This is a genomic window from Brachybacterium sp. Marseille-Q7125 (assembly GCF_023062615.1).
Classification (GTDB): Bacteria; Actinomycetota; Actinomycetes; order Actinomycetales; family Dermabacteraceae; genus Brachybacterium.
This window is the reverse complement of the sequence record NZ_JALLAL010000030.1, coordinates 11,715-33,389: the sequence shown is the minus strand read 5'-3', so window position 1 is coordinate 33,389 and position 21,675 is coordinate 11,715. Positions and strand designations below refer to the sequence as shown.

The following is a 21,675-nucleotide window of genomic DNA, read 5'->3' as shown; positions in this document are numbered from 1 at the left end:
TCGGCTCCCCAGACGTCGAGAAAACCCCCACGTCAGAACACCCCCACGTCAGAACACCCCACCACCTGATCCGAAGGAGACCCCCATGACCGAGCAGCCCCGCATGAACGTCGAGAGCTTCAACCTCGACCACCGCGCCGTCGCCGCCCCCTATCTGCGCATCGCCGATCGCAAGGAGCTGCCCGGCGGTGATGTGCTGACGAAGTTCGATGTGCGCTTCACGCAGCCCAACCGGGAGCACCTGGACTCCGAGGCCGTCCACTCTCTCGAGCACATGATGGCCGAGCACATGCGCGACCACAGCGCGGACGTCCTGGACGTCTCGCCGATGGGCTGCCGCACCGGCTTCTACGTCCTGCTGGTGGGCGACCACACCGTCGAGGGCTTCACCCCGGTGCTCGAGGCAACCCTGCGGGACCTGCTCGCCGCGGATGAGGTGCCCGCGGCCAATGAGATCCAGTGCGGCTGGGGCGCGCACCACACCCTGGAGGGTGCGAAGACGGCTGCGCGGGCGATGCTGGAGCAGCGCGAGCAGTGGGGGCAGGTCAGCGCCTGAGACCCTCCCGCACCGCGTGCAGCAGGCGCGCGGTGCGCTCGTCGGTCGCGAGATCGTCCACGCTCACCACCTGCCCGTCGGCATCGGCCAGCGGGATCCGCCAGTTCGGGTACTCCTCATCCGTGCCCGGCTGGTTCTGGATACGTCGCTCACCCACACAGTCCACGAGCGAAACCCCCAGCAGCATCGACGGGGTGCGCACCAGGTGCCGATGCAGCGCGATGACCGTCTGTTCGATGTCCGCGTCCGCCTCCAGCAGACCCTCGCCGCGCAGCAGATCCAGGACCTCTTCGCGAGCCTCCGCATCGGCGGCCTGCTCCTGCTCGAGGCTGCGCTCCAGCAGCCCCAGCTCATGCCGCAGCGCCACATGGTCCCCGGCCAGGTACCCGGCCGTCGGCGGCAGGTCATGGGTGTTCACCGAGGCCATGCACTGGGTGCGGTAGTGCTCCGGCGCGAGCGGTCGGCCCTGGTCGTCGTACTCGAACCACAGGATCGAGGTGCCCATGATCCCGCGCTCGACCAGGTAGTCCCGCACCCACGGCTCGAAGGTGCCCAGGTCCTCACCGACCACGAGCGTGCCCGAGCGCTGCGCCTCGAGCGCCAGGATCCCGATCATCGCCTCATGGTCGTAGGCGACATATGCCCCATCGGACGCCTCATGTCCCTCGGGGATCCACCACAGGCGGAACAGCCCCAGCACATGGTCGATCCGCAGTGCACCGGCATGCCGCATCAGGGTGCGCAGCATGTCCCGCCACGGCCGGTAGGAGTGCTCCCGCAGACGCTCGGGGTGCCACGGCGGCTGATCCCAGTTCTGGCCCTGCTGGTTGTACTGGTCCGCGGGAGCGCCTACGCCCACGCCGAGCGCCAGCACATCACGAAGACTCCACGCATCGGCGCCCAGCTGCTCCACGCCCACCGCGAGGTCATGCATGATGCCGATGCGCATCCCCGCATCCTGTGCCGCGGACTGGGCGGCACCCATCTGCTCATCCAGCAGCCACTGCACCCACACGTGGAACTCGATGCGCTCGGCCAGCTCCCGGCGGGCCTGCTCGATGGTGCGCTCATCGAGCTCGGCGAGGCTCGCCTCATCCTCCGTGCCGTGCAGCTGCTCGGCGATTGCGCTCCACAGCGCGAAGTCCTCCAGCCCCTGCCCTTCGCGGGCCCGGTAGGCGTCCAGCAGCGCTTGCCGCGCCGGGGTCAGCGGCACCGCGAACAGCTCCTCGAGCGCCTTGTTCTTCGCGGTCAGCACCGCATCGCGCACCAGATGCTCGGCATCCTCGTTGTAGCCGGCCACGCCCTGGCGCAGCAGCTCCACCTTCTGCCGTGCCACCTCGGTGAGCAGCCGATACTCCGGCACGTCCTCGATGCGCAGGTACAGGGCGCTCGTGAAACGCCGCGTGGTGGGCAGGTACGGGGAGGGCAGCACCGGCGCCGTCGGATAGGAGGCGTGCAGGGGGTTCACCAGCAGGAAGTCCGCGCCGTGGCGGGCACCGGTGATAGCGGCGATATCCCGCATATCAGCGAGGTCGCCGATGCCCCACGAGCGCTTGGAGCGCACCGAGTACAGCTGCGCCTGCAGCCCGAAAGCCCGCTGCGCGGCGAACTGCTCGTGGACCGTCACCCGCGCCGGGGTGACCACCACATCGGCCTCGACGCTGTGCCCGTCCTCGAGCTCGGCGACCGCCCGGTGCCAGCCCAGCGGCAGCCCGGCCGGCAGGTGGAAGCGGGCGCGGCCGCGCAGTGTGCCGTCCAGATCGAACGGAGCCGTGTTGTCCTCGCTCTGCTGCAGATCCCACCGGGCCCCGTCCTCGAGCCGCAGGTGCATCGTCACCGCGGTGCCATGGTCCACGTGCACGGGGATCGAGCTGTCGCGGTCCTCCCGCATCACGGTCACCGGCGGCAGGGTGCGCTCCCACGGGGCGCGCTCACGGCGGGCACGGGTGGCGGCGATCGCCTCCGGCGAGGAGACATCGGCGCCGAGCGCGGTGAGCACAGCGGCCAGCGTGTCCGGGGAGACGTCCTTCAGCGTGCCGTCCCACCCCCAGTACTGGGTGCTGACGCCAAGGTCATGGGCGAGGTCGCGCAGAGCGGGGGTATCCGAGCACATGGCGCATATCGTAGACGGCTGCGCCGCCCGGATCGCACCGGGAAGGGCCCGGTGTGATCAGGTCCAGGACGGCAGCCACATGCGGTACTGCCACTGGTGGACATCCAGCACCTGCCCGGTCCACACCGGCCAGAAGAACGCCGAGACGAGAACGATCAGCGTCAGCAGCGCGCCGACGAACAGCCCACCGGCGAACCGCTGATCCCGTGAGGCGGAGGGGCCGCCCATGATGAGTCCCAGCGCGTAGGCGAGGGCGAGCACCACCCACGGGGTGAAGGCGATCGTGTAGAACGTGAATACGGTGCGATCCAGGTACAGCAGCCACGGCAGGTATCCGCCCGCGATCCCCGCCCAGATCGCCCATGCGCGCCCGTCGCGATACAGGATCCCGAACAGCAGCGCGACCCCCAGGGCGACGGTGCCCAGCCACCAGATCAGCGGATTGCCCACATCCAGAATGTGCGCCCCGCAGCGGGCGACCTCGCAGCCATGCTCTCCGTAGTCATAGGAGCGGTAGTAGAAGTTCGTGGGCCGCAGCTGCAGCAGCCAGCCCAGGGGAGTGGCCTGGTAGGGGTGCTCCGAGTCCAGTCCGCGATGGAATTCATAGGCCTGCACGTGATACAGCCATAGCGAATGCAGCGCATCCACCGCCCCGTGGCCGGTGGCGACCCCCTTCGACTCCGCGAGGTGGCGGTTGTAGCCGATCGTCGAGGCGAACCAGCCGGACCAGGAAGCGAGGTAGGTCAGCAGCGCCGTGCCCACCATCGCGAAAAATGCCGGGAGGGCATCGCGCACGAAACCTGACAGCAGCCAGGACCGCTGGCCAACAGCGCGGCGGGCCCACCAGTCCCACAGCACCGTCATGATCCCGAACACCGCCAGGAAATAGATGCCCGACCACTTCACGGCGCAGGCCATGCCCAGCAGCGCTCCGGCCATGATCCGCCAGGGCCGCAGTCCTCCCGACGTGCCCAGGGCCGACGGGGACGCGGCGGCCAGATGCACCCGCGTGGCCGCCAGCGCCAGACGCTCCCGAAACGCATCACGGTCCCGCAGCAGCGCCCCGAACGCGGCCAGAGCGAAGACCATCACGAAATTGTCCAGCAGACTCGTGCGGGCATGGACGATCGCCTGCCCCTCCACGGCCATCAGCAGCCCGGCGATCAGACCGACGGTGTGCGAACGCAGCAGACGTCGGCCGATCAGCGTCACCAGCAGCACCGCCGCGGCGCCGGCCAGGGCGGTGGAGATCCGCCAACCCCACGGACTGTCTGCGCCCAGCAGCAGCGTCCCCGCGCCGATCAGCCATTTCCCCAGCGGCGGATGCACCACATAGGAGCCCGTCGGCTCATAGGAGTCCACGTCTCCGGCCTCGAAAGCAGGATCGGGCTCCTCAGGCCAGTCCATCTCCACACCGGTCTGCGTGAGGGTGTAGCCGTCCTTGACGTAATAGGTCTCATCGAAGATCAGCTCGCCAATGCCGCCGAGCCCCCACAGCCGCAGCACAAGCGCGAGGCCCAGCAGAGCCATCGCCCCCGCCCAGAACCCGCGGGAGGGCCCGGGCAGGTCATCGATCCGCAGGCGCCGACGGTAGAAGGCGAGGATGCCCGCACGTTCGGGGGAGGCGAGATCCGCGCGCACACTGCCGCGCCGCGAGCTGGGCTGGGCGTCCTGGCGCGCATCCTCGCACGCGTCCGGGTCAGCACCGGCGGCGCGATCACGGTCTGTGACCTGCGCGCTGCTCGTCTGTCCCTCCTGCTCCTGCACGCGGCAATGCTAGGTCATCCTCCCCCTCGCGCACCCGCTCCGCAGAGCGAGTCGGCGCATGGGCAGGGTGGTGGGCGTCAGGGCGCGAGGAGATCCGGGTGCGGGGAGATCAGGGATGGGGCGTCGTTAGCATGGGCAGATGCTGCAGCCCGGAGTCCTCACCCTTGCCGCCACCCCCATCGGCAACCCGTTGGACGCCTCCGTGCGGCTGCAGCGCGCCCTCGCCGCGGCGGATCTGATCGCCGCGGAGGACACCCGGCGCCTGGCCCGCCTCGCACGCGACCTCGAGGTCGAGCTGCGGGCGAAGATCATCTCCTACCACGAGCACAACGAGGCAGAGCGCACCGAGCTGCTGCTCGCCGCGCTGCGCGAGGGCCGACGGGTGCTCGTGGTCACCGATGCCGGGATGCCCGTGGTCTCCGATCCCGGATTTCAGGCCGTGCGCGCTGCGGTCGAGACGGGGCTGCCGATCACGGTGATCCCCGGACCCTCAGCGGTGCTGACGGCGCTGGCCGCCTCCGGGATCGCCCCGGACCGCTTCACCTTCGAAGGGTTCCCGCCGCGCCGCGAGGGACGCCTGCGCAGCCTGCTGGAGTCTCTCGCGCAGGAGCCGCGAACCATGGTGTTCTTCGAGTCCCCGCGCCGCACTGCCGCAACCCTCGCGGCGATGGCGGAGGTGCTGGGGGAGGAGCGGCCCGCTGCGGTGGCGCGCGAGCTGACCAAGACGCATGAAGAGGTGGTGCGCGGCAGCCTCGCCGAGCTCGCCGCCTGGGCAGACGAGCACGAGGTGCTCGGCGAGATCGTGCTCGTGATCAGCGGGGCGCAGCCCACGACAGCCCGACCCGAGGACCTCGTGGATGCGGTGCTGCAGCGCGCCGCCACGGGAGAGCGTCTGAAGGACGCCGCGAAGGAGGCGGCACGCGGGCACGGTGGCATCAGCGCCCGCGAGCTGTACGACCTCTCGCTTCGCCGCCGGGCTGCGGACGGGAGCTGACGCGCGGGGCTGGGCCGCAGGGCGCGCGGGGCGGGCCGCTGACGCGCCGCCTGCCGCAGACAGCACGACGCCCCCGGCACCACGGTGACGGGGGCGTCGCGAGAAGCTACGAGGTGCAGCCGACGGATCAGTCGTCGATCTGCAGCAGACCGCGCTGGTAGGCCTTGGCCAGACGGCGCGGGACATTCGCGGTGCGGCCGCGCTGGCTGACCTGCACCAGATCGGTGGTGCTGGCCTTCCACTGGGAACGGCGGGAGCGCGTGCGCGCACGGGACATCTTGAACTTGGGCACTGCCATGGGACGCTCCTTGACGGTCCGGATGATGAACGGGCGATGCGTCCCCGGCGAGCAGCGACCCGAACCCGGCCTGGGGAATCTCGATAGATTCGGCGAATCCGGGGCGCTCGGGGGCACGGGGGAGCGCAACGACGTCCTATCCTGCCACAATCGCGCCCGGAGCGCTTCCCCCACCGGGCGTGACGTCGCCCACCGGACGTGCCTGGGCGGGCCCTCGCGGGCGTCGGCCGGGTTCGGTCTGGACTCGGTTCGATCCGACGTGTTCGGGTGCGGACGCGAACGCTCCTACCATGGTCGCATGCCCACCCCCCAGCAGAACCCGAGCGGATCGACGCCCCGCCCAGCGCAAGCTTCGGCCCCGGCCTCGGCGTCGGCCCCAGCGCCAACTTCCGGCCCGGCGCCCGTGCGCGACCGCGAGGACATCGACCCGCGCGGATCCCGGCGGGACCGTTCCTGGCCGCCCGCCCCCGAGCCGCTGCCCTCCCCGGTGATCGACAACCACTGCCACCTGGACTTCTCCGACGGCGACACGGCGCTGAGCATCGCCGACCACGTCCGCCTGGCCGCCGAAGCCGGCATCGACGCGCAGATCACCATCGGCTCCGATCTCGAGGCGGTGCGCTGGACCGCCGCGCTGCTGGCGAGCGAGGACTGCCCGCCGTCCCTGCGTGGCGGCGTCGCCGTCCACCCCAATGAAGCCGCACTGCACGCCCGCGGCCACGACCACCAGGGGCGGGAGATGGTGGACCTCGAGACAGCGATCGCCGAGGTGTCCGAGCTGGTGCGCGGACGCGGCATGGTCACCGTCGGCGAGACCGGCCTGGACTGGTTCCGCACCTCCCGCAAAGACGAGCAGGCCCGCGCCGCGCAGATCGACTCATTCCGCGCCCACATCGCGCTGGCCAAGGAACTGGACCTGCCGATGCAGATCCACGACCGGGACGCCCACCAGGACGTGCTCGAGGTGCTGCTGGCCGACGGCGCCCCCGAGCGCACCGTCTTCCACTGCTTCTCCGGGGACGCCGAGTTCGCCCGCACGTGCGTGGAACACGGCTGGTACCTCTCTTTTGCCGGCACCGTGACGTTCAAGAACTCCGTGCCGCTGCGCGAGGCGCTCGCCGCCGTCGGCCTGGGCCCGGTGATGGTGGAGACCGACGCGCCGTTCCTCACCCCGGTCCCGTACCGCGGCCGCCCCAACTCCTCGTACCTCATCCCGCACACGATGGCGACGATCGCCGAGGTCACCGGGACGGACCTGGAGCAGGCCTGCCGCGCGGTGCGGGCGACCACGCTGGACGTCTACGACCTGCGCGTGGCGAGCGCCGCATGAGCGGCTCTGCGGAGCGGCCCGCCACGCTGCTGAGCGCCCGCGACATCCGCGAGCTCGCTGACGCCGCGGGGATCCGCCCCTCCAAACAGCGCGGCCAGAACTTCGTCATGGACCCCAACACGGTGCGCACCATCGTCGAGCGCGCCCAGGTGCAGCCGGGCCAGGCCGTGCTCGAAGTGGGCCCGGGGCTGGGCTCACTCACCCTCGGGCTGCTGGAGGCCGGAGCGGACGTCGCGGCGATCGAATTGGACCGCGGGCTCGCCCAGCTGCTGCCGGCCACGCTGGAAGCGCGCGGCATCCCCGCAGGCCGCTTCCGCCTGGTCCACACCGATGCCCTGCAGGTCACCGAGCTGCCCGTCCTGCCGCACTCCGGGGAACCGACGGCGCTGGTGGCGAACCTGCCCTACAACGTCGCCACCCCGATCCTGCTCACCATGCTCGAGCGCTTCGAGTCGCTCACGAGCGCCCTGGTCATGGTGCAGTCCGAAGTAGTGGACCGCCTCACCGCCCAGCCCGGCAGCAAGGTGTACGGCGCCCCGAGCGTGAAGGCCGCCTGGTACGGCACCGCCGTCCACGCCGGCCGGATCTCCCGGCAGATCTTCTGGCCCGTCCCCAACGTCGACTCCGCCCTCGTCCACCTGCAGCGCCATGAGCAGCCGCGCGGGTCCGATGCGGAGCGTGAGCAGGTCTTCGCCGTCGTGGACGCCGCCTTCGCGCAGCGCCGCAAGACGCTGCGGGCGGCGCTCGCCACGTGGGCCGGCAGTGCGGCGCGCGCCGAGGAGCTGCTGCGCGCGGCCGATATCGACCCCGGGCAACGTGGCGAGCGGCTCGGCATCGAGGAATTCAGTGCGATCGCGCAGGCGGCAGGGGCGCACACGCAGCAGCGCACGGAGGAGAGCCGATGAGCCTGTCGCGTGTGGTGGTGCGAGCCCCCGGCAAGATCAACCTCTCCCTGGCCGTCGGGGCGGTCGATGAGCGCGGCTACCACGCGCTGTCCACCGTGTTCCAGGCCGTCGACCTGTACGAGACCGTCACGGCCGAGCGCGCCGAACAGATCAGCTTCACGGTCGACTCCGAGGTGCCCGGCGAGATTCCGCACGACGGCACGAACCTCGTGCTGCAGGCCGCTGAGCTGCTGCGCCGCGAGAGCGGATGCACCGCAGGGGCTGCACTGCACGTGCACAAGCAGGTGCCGATCGCCGGCGGGATGGGCGGAGGATCGGCCGACGCCGCCGCGACCCTCGTGGCGCTGGACCGGCTGTGGGGCCTCGAGCTCGGCGCCGAACGACTGCGCGAGCTCGGAGCACAGCTCGGCGCTGACGTGCCCTTCGCGATGCTGGGCCACACCGCCCTGGGGCGCGGCACCGGCGCGGACCTCACCACCGTCCTGACCCACGGGGAATGGACCTGGCTGCTCGCGATCCCCGGCGGCGGGCTCTCCACCCCCGAGGTGTACCGGCGCTTCGATGAGATCGCCGCGGCAGTGGGGAAGGCGCTCCCGGCAGAACCGGCGGTCGATGAACGCCAGCTCGAAGCCCTAGCCCGCGGCGATGCGCAGCTGCTGGGAGACACCCTGCACAACGACCTGCAGGCCGCAGCCTTCGCGCTCGACCCTGGCCTGGAGGCCGTGGTGGAGGAGGCCGAACGGCAGGGCGCGCTCGGCGCGATCGTCAGCGGCTCCGGCCCGACGATCGCCGCGCTCGTCGAGGACGACGCCCACGCCCGGATGCTCGCCGGCGCTCTCGCCGCCCGAGAGGTCGTGCAGAACTGCCTGGTCGTGCGCGGATCCGCACCGGGCGCAGGCGTGCTCGAGGAGGAGTAGCGCTCGAACGTGTGATCGAGTTTCGCTCGCAAGATGGGCAGAACGCTTGCCTGAGTCGAACGGCTGTGCGATTATCGTCGCATGCTCATCATGGCCGATGGAGACTCGCTGCGGTTCGACGAGGTGGACCTCGTCGCCCTGCGGGATGTCCTTGCCGCGGTGGGGCGAGAGGGGACGCCGTCCCTCACGATGGGAGAACCCTCCGCGCCACGCACGGCCGGAGAGTCCCGCGCGGGCGATTCGCTCACCGTCGAACAGACCCACCGCCTCCTGCGCGGACTCGAGCAGATCAGTGCGGCGATCAGCGCCGTGCAGGCCCGGGCCCTGGTCCACCTCGAAGATGCCATCGCCGCCGAATCCCGCCAACGTGGTGAGTCCGCTCGCCAGGCCCGCCTCATCGCGCGAGCAGAGGCATCCCATGCGCTGCACCAATCGACCTCCGCGGCCGGCCGCAGCCTGGCCACCTCGCGCCGCCTGGTCCGTTCCATGCCCCGGATGCTCGGGGCGCTCGCGGATGGCCGCCTCACCGCCCCAGCAGTCCACGGTGTGGGACGGACGATGGGCCCCGCGGATCCGGCCCAGCGCGAGGAGGTGGACCGCATCCTCGGAGAGCATCTGGGGCACCTCGAAGGATGTGGAACGCACGAGATCATCGGCGAGTCCGAGAGGATCCTGCACGCTATGGATCCCGCTGGCGCGGGGCGGCGCCATCGGCGCGCGCGCCAGGAGCGCAGCATCACGGTGCGTCGCAGTGAGCACGGCATGTGCGTGCTCAGCGCCCGCCTTCCCGCCCTCGACGGCGCGCGGATCCGCAAAGGCCTCTCCGTCGCCGCGGAGAGCGCCCGCTCCCACGGTGATCGACGCGGTCACGCCCAGATCATGGCGGACCTGTTCACCCAGGCCCTGCTCGGCGGTGAGGCGCTGGATCCCAGCACCGTGGACCTCGGGGTGGTCATCACCGATCGCTCCCTGCTCGCTCCCGCCCACGCCGATGCTGCACTCATCGAAGGGCTCGGCGCGGTGCCGTACGAGCACATCCGGGACGCCATGTATGAGGCTGTCTGTGCCAGCCCGGATGCAGACAGTGCCCTGCGGCTGCGACGGCTGTACACGGACCCCGAGGACGGTCAGCTCGTGGCGATGGACTCCCGCGCCCGCGCCTTTCCACCCGGGCTCGTGCGGTACCTCACCGCCGCGCATATCACCTGCCGAGCCCCGTACTGCGATGCGCCCATCCGGCACCGCGACCACATCGTCCCCGCCGCGCAGGGCGGCCCGACCTCCGCGCACAACGGCAACGGCCTCTGTGCGGCGGATAACCAGAAGGAGCAGGCAGGCCTGAGCGTGCAGGTCGCGGCCGACGCTGACGGGATCCGCCGCAGCGTCGAGTGGTCCACCCGCTATGGTCAGCGGGCCAGGCGCCGGGGTATGAACCTCGACCCCATCGGCACCGCGCGGCCCGCGCCGACCGCAGCAGCCTCGCCACCTGCAACAAGCGCGCCACCCGCACCGCCGCCACCGCTGGACCCACTGCCGGACTTCCACCAGCTGCCCACATTGCACGATGCCTTGCTGCGGCTGCACCGTGCCATCCTCGGTGACGGTCTGCCCGCGGCAGGTGACCTCAGCCCAGCTGCTCGCCCAGCTCCAGCCAGCGCTCCTCCGCCTGCTCCACCTGATCCTCCAGATCCCGCAGCTGAGCGGTGAGCGCGGCGAGCCCCTCATAGTCCGACTGGTCATGTGCGGCCAGGCGCTCGTGTAGCTTCTGCTGCTGCGCCTCCAGCTTCGTCAGGCGCCGCTCGAGAGCGCTGATCTCCTTGCGCGCCGCATGTGCCTCGGCCCCCGTGAGCCCGGTGGGCTCCGATGCGGCAGGGGAGCTCACGGCCCCATCGGGCCCCGCCGGTCCGCCAGCCGCAGACCCGCCACGTGCAGACCTACCAGCTGCAGACCTGCCACCTCCCGCTCCGCGCTCGGCCGCCGCCGTGCTCTCGGCCCGCAGCCGCAGGTACTCCTCGACTCCGCCCGGCAGATGCCGCACGGTGCCGTCGATCACGGCGTACTGCAGGTCGGTGACGCGCTCGAGCAGGTACCGGTCATGCGAGACCACCAGCAGCGGCCCCGGCCACGTATCCAGCAGATCCTCCATGGCCGCGAGCATGTCGGTGTCCATGTCATTGGTGGGCTCATCGAGGATCAGCACGTTCGGCTCCTCCAGCAGCGTCAGCAGCAGATCCAGCCGCCGCTGCTGCCCGCCGGAGAGCTCCCCGATCCGAACTTTCTGATGCGCGGCGATGAAGCCGAGCCGCTCGAGCAGCTGCCCCGGGGTGACCTCGTCCTTCCCGGCCTGATAGGAGGTGCGGTAGCGGCCCACCACATCGCTGACCCGCTCCCCGGCGTGCTCCGCGAGGCCATCCAGACGCTGAGAGACCTGCCGTACCGTCACGGTCTTGCCGCGCTTGACCCGCCCTGCCTGCGGAGCGAGCGTGCCCTGCACCAGCGCGAGCAGCGTCGATTTCCCGGCACCGTTCGGACCGAGCACCCCTATGCGATCCGCCGGCCCGATCCGCAGCGTCACATCCCGCAGCACGGTGTGCTCGCCATAGCCGGCGTCGACGTCCAGCAGGTCGATCACATCCCGGCCCAGCCGCGAGGTGGCCAGCTGCGTGAGTGCCACCTGGTCGCGCACCGGAGGCTCCCCGGCGATCAGCTCGTTCGCAGCCTCGATGCGGAACTTCGGCTTCGAGGTGCGGGCGGGGGCGCCGCGGCGCAGCCAGGCCAGCTCCTTGCGCAGGAGGTTCTGCCGCTTGGCCTCGATCGCGGCGGCCTGTCGGTCCCGCTCCACCCGCTGCAGGACATAGGCCGCATACCCGCCCTCGAATGGTTCGACGATCCCGTCGTGCACCTCCCACATGCGGGTGCACACGGCGTCGAGGAACCAGCGGTCATGCGTGACCACCACGAGTGCGCCGTCCTTCGGTGACCAGCGGCGGCGCAGGTGCTCGGCGAGCCAGGCGATGCCCTCCACGTCCAGGTGGTTCGTCGGCTCATCGAGCAGCAGCACGTCCCAGTCACCCACCAGCAGCTCAGCGAGGTGCACGCGCCGCAGCTGCCCGCCGGAGAGGTCGGTCAGCGCCGCCTCCAGGTCGATGCCCTGCAGCAGCCCGGCCAGGACGTCGCGGATCCGAGGATCCGAGGCCCACTCGTGCTCGGGCCGGTCACCTACCACGCGCTCGCGCACGCTCACGCCGTGATCGGCCCGGTCCTGCTGCGTGAGCACGCCCACCCGCACCCCTCCGCGCACGGTCACCCGGCCGGAATGCGGCTCCGCAGTGCGCGCCAGCAGGCGCAGGAGCGTGGACTTTCCGTCGCCGTTGCGGCCCACCACGCCGATCCGGTCCCCGTCCTCGATGCCGACGGTGACCGCCTCCAGCAGCACCCGGTCAGGCAGGGCGATGTGGAGGGACTGGGTGCCGAGCAGGTGGGCCATACGGGCGAAACCTCCGGAGGTGGATCGTGGGGCGGGCGAAAAGAATCGTCGGGTGTGCGGACGTCAGGAAGCGAGGAAGCCAGGAAAACCGGATGACAGCGGCTGCTCAGCCGTCGCCGTTATCCGCTTCGAAGGTCAGCAGCAAGCTGCGCAGCAGGTTGGCGAGCTGTGCGGAGCTGTCGGCGCTGAGCGGCTCGAGCAGCTCCCGTTCGGCTGCGAGCAGACGCTCCATCGCGGCATCAACCCGGGCGACGCCCTCGGGCAGCAGCCGCACCTCCACGGCCCGTCGGTCCTGTGCGGAGCGGTTCTTGCGCACCAGGTCGCGGGCGGCGAGCTTGTCGATCCGTGTGGTCATGGTGCCGCTGGTCACGAGGGTTTCGCGCATGAGAGCGCCGGGGGATAGGGCGTCCTCTCCGCTGCGTCGCAGGGCGGAGAGCATGTCGAATTCCCAGCCTTCGAGTCCGGCGTCGGCGAAGGCCTCGCGGCGAGCGGTCTCCAGGTACCGGGCCAGACGCGAGATGCGGGAGAGGACCGCGAGCGGGGTGACGTCGAGGTCGGGCCGGGCCTGGTGCCAGCCGGCGAGGATCCCATCCACCTCATCGCGCGGCGCAGCAGCGGGGCCGACGGGGGCGGAGCGGGTCGGGGGAGTGGAGGGCATGCGTCGAGTTTAGAGACCGCGCAGCTCCGGCTTGCGCTCGAGTCCGCTGAGCCCATACCAGGAGAGGTTGACCATGCGCGCGGCGAGTACCTCTTTGGAGGGCTTACGGTTCTCGAGCCACCACTGGCCGGTGTAGGCGACCATGCCGACCAGCATCTGTGCGTACACGGTCGCGTCCTTGGCAGGGTAGGAGTGCAGACGCAGCTGGGTGGCGAGGATCTCCTCGACGCGGCTGGCGACGTCGGTGAGCAGGGCGGAAAAGGTGCCGACGGCGTGGCTGACGGGGGAGTCGCGCACGAGGATCCGGAACCCGTCCTCGTGGGTGTCGATGTAGGACAGGAAGGCGAGCGCTGCCTTCTCCATGAGCACCCGCGGGTGCTCGCGCTGATCGGCCAGCGACTCCTCGAGGGCAGCCAGGAGGGTGGAGACCTCGCGGTCCACGACCACGGCGTACAGCCCTTCTTTACCGCCGAAGTGCTCGTAGACGATAGGTTTGGAGACCTTCGCCCGAGCGGCGATCTCCTCCACCGTGGTCATGTCGTAGCCCTTCTCGGCGAAGATGCGCCGCCCCACGGTCAGCAGCTGTTCGCGCCGCTCCTTCCCGGACATCCGGGTGGACCTGCTACGAGGGGTGGAGCTTTCCGCCATGGCGCGAGTCTCCCACACGGCCGGTGGATCGTCCGCAGGACAGCTAGGATCGATCCGCACTCTCCGCCGCCCACCCGGTGCCGGGAGCGCTGATCCGCCATGGTGTAATCGGCAACACCTCAGATTTTGGTTCTGAAGTTTCAGGTTCGAGTCCTGATGGCGGAACGGCCCGTCGCCCTGGTGCGCTGTGTGCAGTGTGCCCCGGGGGTCGGCGGCGTTCCGGTCCCTGACCTCACACCTTGAGGAGCCCTGACGTGCAGCCTGCTGAGCCCACTGCGCCCGCCGACACCGCCGTCCCCGCTGAGTCCACCGGCCCCGCCGCCGTGATCGTGCTGGCGGCCGGCGCCGGCACACGCATGAAGTCCCGCACCCCGAAGGTGCTGCATGAGATCGGGGGCCGTTCCCTGCTGGTGCATGCGCTGGATGCCGCGGCCGGTACTGCGCCGGGGCAGCTGGTGGTGGTGCTGCGCCATGAGCGCGAGCGGGTCGCCGCGCACCTGGCCGAGCATGCCGGGGATGTGGTCATCGCCGATCAGGATGAGATCCCCGGCACTGGCCGCGCCGTGCAGTGCGGCCTGGAGCAGGTCAGCGCGGCGGAGGGCACGGTGCTGGTGACCTACGGGGATGTGCCGCTGCTGGAGGCCGCGGCACTGCGTGAGCTGGTCGCCGCTCACGAGTCCGCGGGTGCGGCTGTCACGGTGCTGACCGCGCGGGTGCCGGACCCCACAGGCTATGGCCGCATCCTGCGCAGCGCCGACGGCAGCGAGGTGCTCGGCATCGTCGAGCACAAGGACGCCACCGACGAGCAGCGCGCGATCGACGAGATCAACTCCGGGATCTACGCCTTCGATCTCGCGGTGCTGCGCGATGCCCTCTCCCGCATCGGCACCGACAATGCGCAGGGCGAGATGTACCTCACCGATGTGCTGGCGATCGCCCGCGAGGACGGGCGCAGCGTCCGCGCCGTGGTCACGGCGGATCTGATGATGGTCGAGGGCGTCAATGACCGGGTGCAGCTCGCGCAGCTGGGCGCGGAGATGAACCGTCGGATCCTCACCCGTCACATGCGCTCCGGCGTGACGATCGTCGATCCCGCCACCACCTGGATCGATGCCGATGTCTCCATCGGCCAGGACGCCGTGATCCTGCCCGGTGTGCAGCTGCACGGTGCGACCGACATCGGTGAACGCGCCGTCATCGGACCCGACTGCACGCTGCGCGATACCGAGGTGGGCGAGGGTGCTGAGGTGGTGCGCTCCCACACGCTGCTGGCCGTGATCGGCGCCGGGGCGAGCGTCGGCCCCTTCTCCTACCTGCGGCCGGGCACGGACCTGGGGGAGCAGGGAAAGATCGGCGGATTCGTCGAGACGAAGAACGCCCGGATCGACACCGGCGCGAAGGTGCCGCACCTGAGCTACGTCGGGGATGCGGAGATCGGCGAGGGCACGAATCTGGGGGCTGGCACCATCACCGCGAACTACGACGGAGTGAGCAAGCACCGCACCACCATCGGCCGTCACGTCCGCGTGGGGTCCGACAATGTGCTGGTCGCCCCGGTCACCATTGGCGACGGGGCCGCGACCGGCGCGGGCACGGTGGTGCGCAAGGATGTGGCGCCCGGCGCACTGGGAGTGAACGCTGTGTCGCAGCGGAACGTGGAAGGATGGACCCTGCGACGCCGCGCGGGGACAGCGGCCGAGTCTGCCGCCCGGGAGGCTCTGGACCGGTCCGATGCCACCGCCGACGCCTCACCCGCCCCCACCGCCGGCCAGGAGAAGCAGGAGAACGAGCAGCGATGAGCGGAATCGTCACCACCGGGGAGAAGCGACTGGTCCTGGTCTCTGGGAGGGCGCACCCCGTGCTCGCCCAGGAGGTCGCCGCTGAGCTCGGCGTCGAGGTCCTGCCGATGGACGCCTGGGACTTCGCCAACGGCGAGATCTATGTGCGCTACGGCGAGTCCGTGCGCGGCACCGACGTGTTCGTCCTGCAGTCCCACCCCGCGCCCATCAACACGTGGGTGATGGAGCACCTGATCATGATCGACGCGCTCAAGCGGGCCTCCGCCAAGCGCATCACCGCGATCGCCCCGAGCTTCCCGTACGCCCGGCAGGACAAGAAGCATCGCGGCCGCGAGCCGATCTCCGCCCGCCTGGTCGCGGACCTCTACCAGACCGCCGGGGCGGACCGCATGATCTCTGTGGACCTGCATGCCCCGCAGGTGCAGGGTTATTTCGACGGCCCGGTGGATCACCTCATGGCTCTGCCGATCCTGGCCGAGTACGTCTCGGATAAGTACGGCGATGAGGACATCGCGGTGGTCTCCCCGGACGCTGGGCGCATCCGCGTGGCGGAGCAGTGGGCGAAGCGCCTGGGCGGGGTGAACCTCGCTTTCATCCATAAGTCTCGTGATCCGCGCCAGCCCAACAAGGCGGTGGCCAAGCGGGTGATCGGCGACGTGGCGGGCAAGACGTGTGTGCTGGTGGACGACATGATCGACACGGCCGGCACGATCGTGCAGGCCGCCGATGCACTGAAAGCCAACGGCGCGTCCTCGGTGGTGATCGCCACGACGCATCCGATCCTCTCGGATCCGGCGACGGAGCGGCTGAAGGGCTCGGATGTGCGCGAGGTGGTGTGCACCAACACGCTGCCGGTGCCGACCCATAAGCAGTTCGACCGCCTCACGCAGCTGTCGATCGCCCCGCTGCTGGCCCGCGCCATCCGCGCGGTGTTCGACGACGGCTCGGTGACCAGCCTGTTCGACGGCGAGGTCTGAGCCGCCGCTCCCCGGCGGTGACCAACATCCCACACCTTCGGGCCCTCGGCGCATAGGCACTGGGGGGCCGGAGCCGTTAAGGTGTGCGGGTACTTCGGCGAGGGAGGACTGTGTTCCTCCGTGATCGACGCGGTGCGGTGGCACGGGCCTGGCCCGCAGCGCCGACGTGTCTCACAGCGCCGTGAGAGCAGTCCGCAGCACCACCGCAACAAAGGAGCATCCCATGCCTGAGACCCTGAACGTCGAGCTGCGCGAGGAGTTCGGCAAGGGCGCCGCCCGCCGGATCCGCGCCGAGCACAAGGTTCCCGCCGTCCTCTACGGCCACGGCCAGGAGCCCATTCACCTGATCCTGCCCGGGCATGAGACGGCGCTGGCCGCCCGTAACCCCAACGCCCTGCTCGAGCTGTCCCTGCCCGGCGATGAGTCCAAGCTCGCGCTGATCAAGGACATCCAGCGCCACCCCCTCAAGCGCACCCTCTCCCACCTGGACCTCATCGTGGTCCGCCGCGGCGAGAAGGTCGAGGTGGACATCCCCGTGATCATCACCGGTGAGGTCACCGCCCCGGCCGTCGCGTTCGTCGAGGCGCAGACCCTGACCCTGTCCGTGGACGCCCTGAAGGTGCCCGAGCAGGTCGAGATCGACGTCGAGGGCCAGGAGGAGGGCTACCAGCTCTTCGCCGGCGACGTCACCCTGCCCGAGGGCGCCGAGCTGGTCACCGACGCGGAGCTGCTGGTCGTCTCCGTCTCCGTCCCGAAGGTCGAGGAGGAGCCGACCGACGAGGACGGCGAGGACGTGGAGGCCGCTGAGGGCGAGGCAGCTGAGGGTGAGGAGTCCTCCGAGGAGGAGTGACCGCCCGCGGTCCGGACCGGCCGGGGAATCGACCGCGTCCGCACCGTTGCTCACATCCAGGTGCCGGGGCGTCGCGCGACAGCGCGGCGCCCCGGTAGTTTCGATCCGGCAGTTCGTATCTCACCCCCAGGAGCAGTGCCATGAGCCTCAGCGACCGTCCCGACGGGCCCTGCCTGGTCGTGGGTCTCGGCAACCCGGGGCCGCGCTATGCCGCGACGCGTCACAACGTGGGCCAGATGGTGCTGGACCACATCGCCGAGGCCGCCGGGGGACGCTTCGCGGCCGCGCGCCGCGCCCCGGCCGTCGTTCTCGAGGGGCGCCTGGGAATCCCCGGCTCGGATCAGCGGGTCATCCTCGCGAAATCGACCGGCTTTATGAACACCTCCGGCGGCCCCGTGAAGGCGCTCGCCGACTATTACGCGATCCCCGCCGAGCGCGTGATCGTCGTGCATGACGAGGTGGACATCCCCTTCGACACGCTGCGTCTGAAGCGCGGCGGTGGCGAGGGCGGCCACAACGGGCTGCGCGACATCACCAAGGCGCTGGGCACCAAGGACTACCTGCGTGTGCGCGTGGGTGTGGGCCGCCCGCCCGGCCGAGCCGACACCGCCGATTTCGTCCTGTCCCCCTTCAGCTCCACCGAGCGCAAGGACCTTCCCCTGCTGCTGTCCGATGCGGCTGATGCCGTCGAGGCTCTCGTCCTCGAGGGGCTCGCCGCCGCCCAGCAGCGCTTCCACAGCCGAGAGGCACGATGAGCACCGACCCCACCACGACGTCCCCCGCACCGCTCGCACCCCTGCTTCAGCAGGTTGCTGCCGGTCACGCCCTCACCCGGGCCCGCGAGCTGCTGGGCGCACAGGACGGCAGCGAGGAGGCCCGCGGGGCTGACGTGCTCGCCCCGACGGGCCTGGTCCCCTTCCTCATCGCGGATCTGGCTCGCAGCGCCACCGCCGCGCAGCCGCTTGTGGTCATCACCCCCACTACGCGCGCCGGTGAGGACCTGCGCGCAGCGCTCGCCGCCCTGATCGGCACCGCGCAGGTCGCCGAGCTGCCGGCCTGGGAGACCCTCCCGCATGAGCGGCTCTCCCCGCGAGCCGACACGGTGGCCCGGCGCCTGCAGACCCTGCGGCGCATCGCCCATCCCACCCCCGGCGATGAGGTGCGGGTGCTGCTGATGCCCGTGCGCTCGCTCCTGCAGCCGATCGCCGCGGGCCTGGGTGATCTGCGGCCGGTGCGGGCCCGGACCGGCGACACCTACCCGCTCGATGATCTCGCCGCCGATCTCGTCGATGCCGCCTATGTGCGCGTGGACATGGTCGAGAAGCGCGGGGAGTTCGCGGTGCGCGGCGGCATCCTCGATGTATTCCCGCCGACGGAGCCGCATCCGGTGCGCGTGGACCTCTTCGGTGATGAGATCGACGAGATCCGCTACTTCTCCGTGGCCGATCAGCGCTCCCTGGATGTTGTCGAGCAGGGACTGGACGCCCCTCCCTGCCGCGAGATCCTCCTGACCCCGCAGGTGCGCGAGCGCGCCCGGGCTCGCGCCGAGGAGCTGCCCGGGGTGCGCGAGATGCTGCTGCGCATCGCCGACGGCATCGCCGTGGATGGCATGGAATCCCTCAGCCCCGTGCTCGTGGAGTCGATGCAGCAGGTCACCGATGCCCTTCCGCCGGGTGCCCGGTTCCTGCTGCTGGATCCCGAGAAGAGCCGGGCCCGCGCCGATGAGCTCGTGGCGACGACCGATGAGTTCCTCGCCGCCGCCTGGTCCAGCGCTGCTGCGGGTGGTGGGCTGCCGATCGATGTGGGGGCCGCGAGCTTCATCCCCCTGGAGCAGGCGCGTGAACACGCCCTGGCCACCTCCCGCTCCTGGTCCACCGTGGCCGCGATCGGCCTGGATGCGGATCTGGACCTCACCCGCCACGCCGCCACCCACCCGGGCTATTCCGGCAAGCCGCAGGACGCCGCGAAGGACCTCGAGCGCCGCCGGGCCGAGGGCTGGAGCGTCGTGGCCACCATGGTGGGCCCCGGCGGTGCCCGCCATGCCGCTGACAATCTGCGCGGCGAGGGCCTGCCGGCCGTGTTCGCCCCCGCCCTGGAGGGGCCTATCGTCCCGGGCGAGGCTGTCGTCACCGTCGGCCCCTTCCCCGAAGGACTCGTGCTGGAGGACCAGCGGCTGATCCTCGCCAGCGAACGGGACCTCACCGGCAAGTCCGGGGCGCGCCGCGGCGAGGAGCGCAAGATGCCCTCGCGGCGTCGCAATGTCGTGGACCCCCTGCAGCTGCGTCCCGGGGACTTCGTCGTCCACGCCCACCACGGCGTGGGCCGCTTCGTGGAGATGACCAGCCGCACCGTCGGCGCCGGCGCGAAGCGCACTACCCGCGAATACCTGGTCATCGAGTACGCCGCCTCGAAGAAGGGCCAGCCGGGGGACCGGCTGTATGTGCCCTCCGACCAGCTGGACCAGGTCACCAAGTACGTCGGCGGCGAGGAGCCCAGCGTCAACCGGATGGGCGGCGCCGACTGGGCCAAGACCAAATCCCGCGCCCGCAAGGCGATCCGCGAGATCGCCGATGAGCTGGTGCGCCTGTACTCCGCCCGGCAGTCCGCCCCCGGTCACGCCTTCGGCCCTGACACCCCGTGGCAGCGGGAGCTTGAGGATGCCTTCGAGTTCGTCGAGACGCCCGATCAGCTCTCGACGATCGACGACGTCAAGGCCGATATGGAAAAGCCCGTCCCGATGGACCGGCTGATCCTCGGGGACGTCGGCTACGGCAAGACGGAGATCGCCGTGCGCGCCGCCTTCAAAGCCGTGCAGGACGGCAAGCAGGTCGCCGTCCTCGCCCCCACCACGCTGCTGGCCCAGCAGCACCTGGAGACCTTCACCGAGCGCTACGCCGGTTTCCCCGTCACCGTGCGCGGGCTCTCCCGCTTCCAGACGGCAGCGGAGTCCGAGCAGATCATCGACGGCCTGCGCGAGGGCACCGTGGATGTGGTGATCGGCACCCACCGGCTGCTGACCGGCACCGTGCGCTTCAAGGAGCTGGGGCTGCTGATCATCGACGAGGAGCAGCGCTTCGGCGTCGAGCACAAGGAGACCCTCAAGGCGCTGCGCACGAACGTGGATGTGCTCTCGATGTCCGCCACCCCCATCCCGCGCACCCTCGAGATGGCGGTCACCGGCATCCGGGAGATGTCGATCCTCGCCACCCCGCCGGAGGAGCGCCATCCGGTGCTCACCTACGTCGGGGCGCAGGACGATAAGCAGGTCACCGCCGCGATCCGCCGTGAGCTGCTGCGCGAGGGCCAGGTGTTCTACATCCACAACCGGGTGGAGGACATCGACCGGGTGGCCGCGCACCTGCGCGAGCTGGTGCCCGACGCGCGCATCGCCGTCGCCCACGGGAAGATGAACGAGGCCCAGCTCGAGCGGGTCATCGTCGACTTCTGGGAACGGGACTTCGACGTCCTGGTGTGCACCACGATCGTGGAGACCGGGCTGGACATCGCCAACGCGAACACCCTCATCGTGGAGAACGCCGATAAGTTCGGGCTGTCCCAGCTGCACCAGCTGCGCGGCCGCGTGGGCCGTTCGAGCGAACGCGCCTACGCCTACTTCCTGTACGACGGGTCCAAGCCCCTCACCGAGACCGCGCACGACCGCCTGACCACGCTTGCCACCAACACAGACCTGGGGGCCGGCATGCAGGTGGCGATGAAGGACCTCGAGATCCGCGGGGCCGGGAACCTGCTGGGCGGTGAGCAATCCGGGCACATCGCCGGGGTGGGCTTCGACCTGTACGTGCGCATGGTGGGGGAGGCCGTTGCGGCCTTCCGCGGCGACGCACCCGCCCCGGAGAAGGAGATCCGGGTGGAGCTGCCGCTGGATGCCCACATCCCGCACGACTACATCGGCTCCGAGCGCCTGCGCCTGGAGGCCTACTCCAAGCTCTCGGCGGTGCGTGAGATCGGGGAGATTGAGCAGATCCGCGCCGAGCTCACCGACCGCTACGGCGAGATCCCTGCCCCCGTGGAGGTGCTGCTGGATGTGGCGCGCTTCAGGATCGACGCCCGCGCCGCCGGTGTGGATGAGGTCCAGGCGCAGGGCAAGATGATCCGCTTCGCGCACCTGGAGCCCGCGGACTCGGTGGCGATGCGGATGAAGCGCCTGCACCCCGGCACCGTCATCAAACCGGCGCTGCGCCAGGTGCTGGTGCCCCGGCCGATGACCGCCCGATTCGGCGGCACCGAGTTGCGCGACCACGCCCTGCTGGACTGGGCCCGCGGCATCCTGCGCACCCTGGTCCCCGCGGCCGCCGAGCAGATCACGGCGCCGCGGGAGACGGAGAGCCCGCCGCGCGGCGCATAGAACGGAGAGC

Annotated in this window: 17 protein-coding genes and 1 tRNA gene; 12 read left to right on the top strand and 6 right to left on the bottom strand. The window is 70.6% G+C overall.

The window, feature by feature from the left end:
- Window positions 1–85 precede the first annotated feature (85 nt).
- Entirely contained in the window at window positions 86–556 is a 471-nt protein-coding gene (locus MU407_RS08935) for an S-ribosylhomocysteine lyase (protein WP_102237282.1), read from the top strand.
- On the opposite strand, the gene malQ is transcribed toward MU407_RS08935, so the two are convergent.
- On the bottom strand, window positions 546–2,669 hold the full coding sequence (gene malQ / locus MU407_RS08930; RefSeq protein ID WP_246956774.1) for a 4-alpha-glucanotransferase: 2,124 nt from the start codon (window positions 2,667–2,669) through the stop codon (window positions 546–548). The genes MU407_RS08935 and malQ overlap by 11 nt on opposite strands.
- Before the next feature lie 57 nt (window positions 2,670–2,726).
- Window positions 2,727–4,436: a phospholipid carrier-dependent glycosyltransferase gene (locus tag MU407_RS08925; protein WP_246956773.1), complete on the bottom strand. Its 1,710-nt coding sequence runs from the start codon at window positions 4,434–4,436 to the stop codon at window positions 2,727–2,729.
- A gap of 139 nt (window positions 4,437–4,575) precedes the next feature.
- Between MU407_RS08925 and rsmI the strand changes: the two genes are divergently transcribed.
- On the top strand, window positions 4,576–5,430 hold the full coding sequence (gene rsmI, locus MU407_RS08920; RefSeq protein ID WP_246956772.1) for a 16S rRNA (cytidine(1402)-2'-O)-methyltransferase: 855 nt from the start codon (window positions 4,576–4,578) through the stop codon (window positions 5,428–5,430).
- Window positions 5,431–5,557: 127 nt separating this feature from the next.
- On the opposite strand, the gene rpmF is transcribed toward rsmI, so the two are convergent.
- Entirely contained in the window at window positions 5,558–5,728 is a 171-nt protein-coding gene (gene rpmF / locus MU407_RS08915; RefSeq protein WP_102237285.1) for a 50S ribosomal protein L32, read from the bottom strand.
- A gap of 298 nt (window positions 5,729–6,026) precedes the next feature.
- On the opposite strand from rpmF, the gene MU407_RS08910 reads away from it, so the two are divergent.
- The 4 genes from MU407_RS08910 (at window position 6,027) to MU407_RS08895 (ending at window position 10,587) form a co-directional block, all read left to right on the top strand.
- Window positions 6,027–7,058, top strand: a complete 1,032-nt coding sequence (locus MU407_RS08910; RefSeq protein WP_246956771.1) for a TatD family hydrolase — start codon at window positions 6,027–6,029, stop codon at window positions 7,056–7,058.
- Window positions 7,055–7,963, top strand: a complete 909-nt coding sequence (gene rsmA / locus MU407_RS08905) for a 16S rRNA (adenine(1518)-N(6)/adenine(1519)-N(6))-dimethyltransferase RsmA (protein ID WP_246956770.1) — start codon at window positions 7,055–7,057, stop codon at window positions 7,961–7,963. Before MU407_RS08910 ends, rsmA begins: the two co-directional genes overlap by 4 nt.
- The gene (locus MU407_RS08900; RefSeq protein ID WP_246956769.1) at window positions 7,960–8,880 is read left to right on the top strand and encodes a 4-(cytidine 5'-diphospho)-2-C-methyl-D-erythritol kinase; all 921 of its coding nucleotides are present in this window, start codon (window positions 7,960–7,962) and stop codon (window positions 8,878–8,880) included. The genes rsmA and MU407_RS08900 overlap by 4 nt, the downstream gene beginning before the upstream one ends.
- Window positions 8,881–8,961: 81 nt before the next feature.
- Window positions 8,962–10,587 (top strand): HNH endonuclease signature motif containing protein, encoded by a 1,626-nt coding sequence (locus MU407_RS08895; protein WP_246956767.1) that lies wholly within the window; start codon window positions 8,962–8,964, stop codon window positions 10,585–10,587.
- Here the strand turns inward: MU407_RS08895 and MU407_RS08890 are convergent.
- From MU407_RS08890 to MU407_RS08880, 3 genes are all read right to left on the bottom strand, one after another.
- Complete coding sequence (locus tag MU407_RS08890; RefSeq protein WP_246956766.1) at window positions 10,505–12,367, bottom strand: ABC-F family ATP-binding cassette domain-containing protein; 1,863 nt, start codon at window positions 12,365–12,367, stop codon at window positions 10,505–10,507. The two genes, MU407_RS08895 and MU407_RS08890, sit on opposite strands and share 83 nt — an antisense overlap.
- 106 nt (window positions 12,368–12,473) lie before the next feature.
- The gene (locus tag MU407_RS08885; RefSeq protein ID WP_102237290.1) at window positions 12,474–13,025 is read right to left on the bottom strand and encodes a MarR family winged helix-turn-helix transcriptional regulator; all 552 of its coding nucleotides are present in this window, start codon (window positions 13,023–13,025) and stop codon (window positions 12,474–12,476) included.
- A gap of 9 nt (window positions 13,026–13,034) precedes the next feature.
- Window positions 13,035–13,673: a TetR/AcrR family transcriptional regulator gene (locus tag MU407_RS08880; protein ID WP_102237291.1), complete on the bottom strand. Its 639-nt coding sequence runs from the start codon at window positions 13,671–13,673 to the stop codon at window positions 13,035–13,037.
- A 93-nt stretch (window positions 13,674–13,766) separates the two neighbouring features.
- Between MU407_RS08880 and MU407_RS08875 the strand changes: the two genes are divergently transcribed.
- The 6 genes from MU407_RS08875 (at window position 13,767) to mfd (ending at window position 21,665) form a co-directional block, all read left to right on the top strand.
- Window positions 13,767–13,838 (top strand) — tRNA-Gln (locus MU407_RS08875).
- Window positions 13,839–13,927: 89 nt separating this feature from the next.
- On the top strand, window positions 13,928–15,472 hold the full coding sequence (gene glmU / locus MU407_RS08870) for a bifunctional UDP-N-acetylglucosamine diphosphorylase/glucosamine-1-phosphate N-acetyltransferase GlmU (protein ID WP_348648022.1): 1,545 nt from the start codon (window positions 13,928–13,930) through the stop codon (window positions 15,470–15,472).
- The gene (locus MU407_RS08865; protein WP_102237292.1) at window positions 15,469–16,449 is read left to right on the top strand and encodes a ribose-phosphate diphosphokinase; all 981 of its coding nucleotides are present in this window, start codon (window positions 15,469–15,471) and stop codon (window positions 16,447–16,449) included. The genes glmU and MU407_RS08865 overlap by 4 nt, the downstream gene beginning before the upstream one ends.
- A 223-nt stretch (window positions 16,450–16,672) precedes the next feature.
- The gene (locus MU407_RS08860; RefSeq protein ID WP_246956765.1) at window positions 16,673–17,299 is read left to right on the top strand and encodes a 50S ribosomal protein L25/general stress protein Ctc; all 627 of its coding nucleotides are present in this window, start codon (window positions 16,673–16,675) and stop codon (window positions 17,297–17,299) included.
- Window positions 17,300–17,439: 140 nt separating this feature from the next.
- Entirely contained in the window at window positions 17,440–18,054 is a 615-nt protein-coding gene (gene pth / locus MU407_RS08855; RefSeq protein ID WP_246956764.1) for an aminoacyl-tRNA hydrolase, read from the top strand.
- Complete coding sequence (gene mfd / locus MU407_RS08850; protein ID WP_246956762.1) at window positions 18,051–21,665, top strand: transcription-repair coupling factor; 3,615 nt, start codon at window positions 18,051–18,053, stop codon at window positions 21,663–21,665. Before pth ends, mfd begins: the two co-directional genes overlap by 4 nt.
- Window positions 21,666–21,675 lie beyond the last annotated feature (10 nt).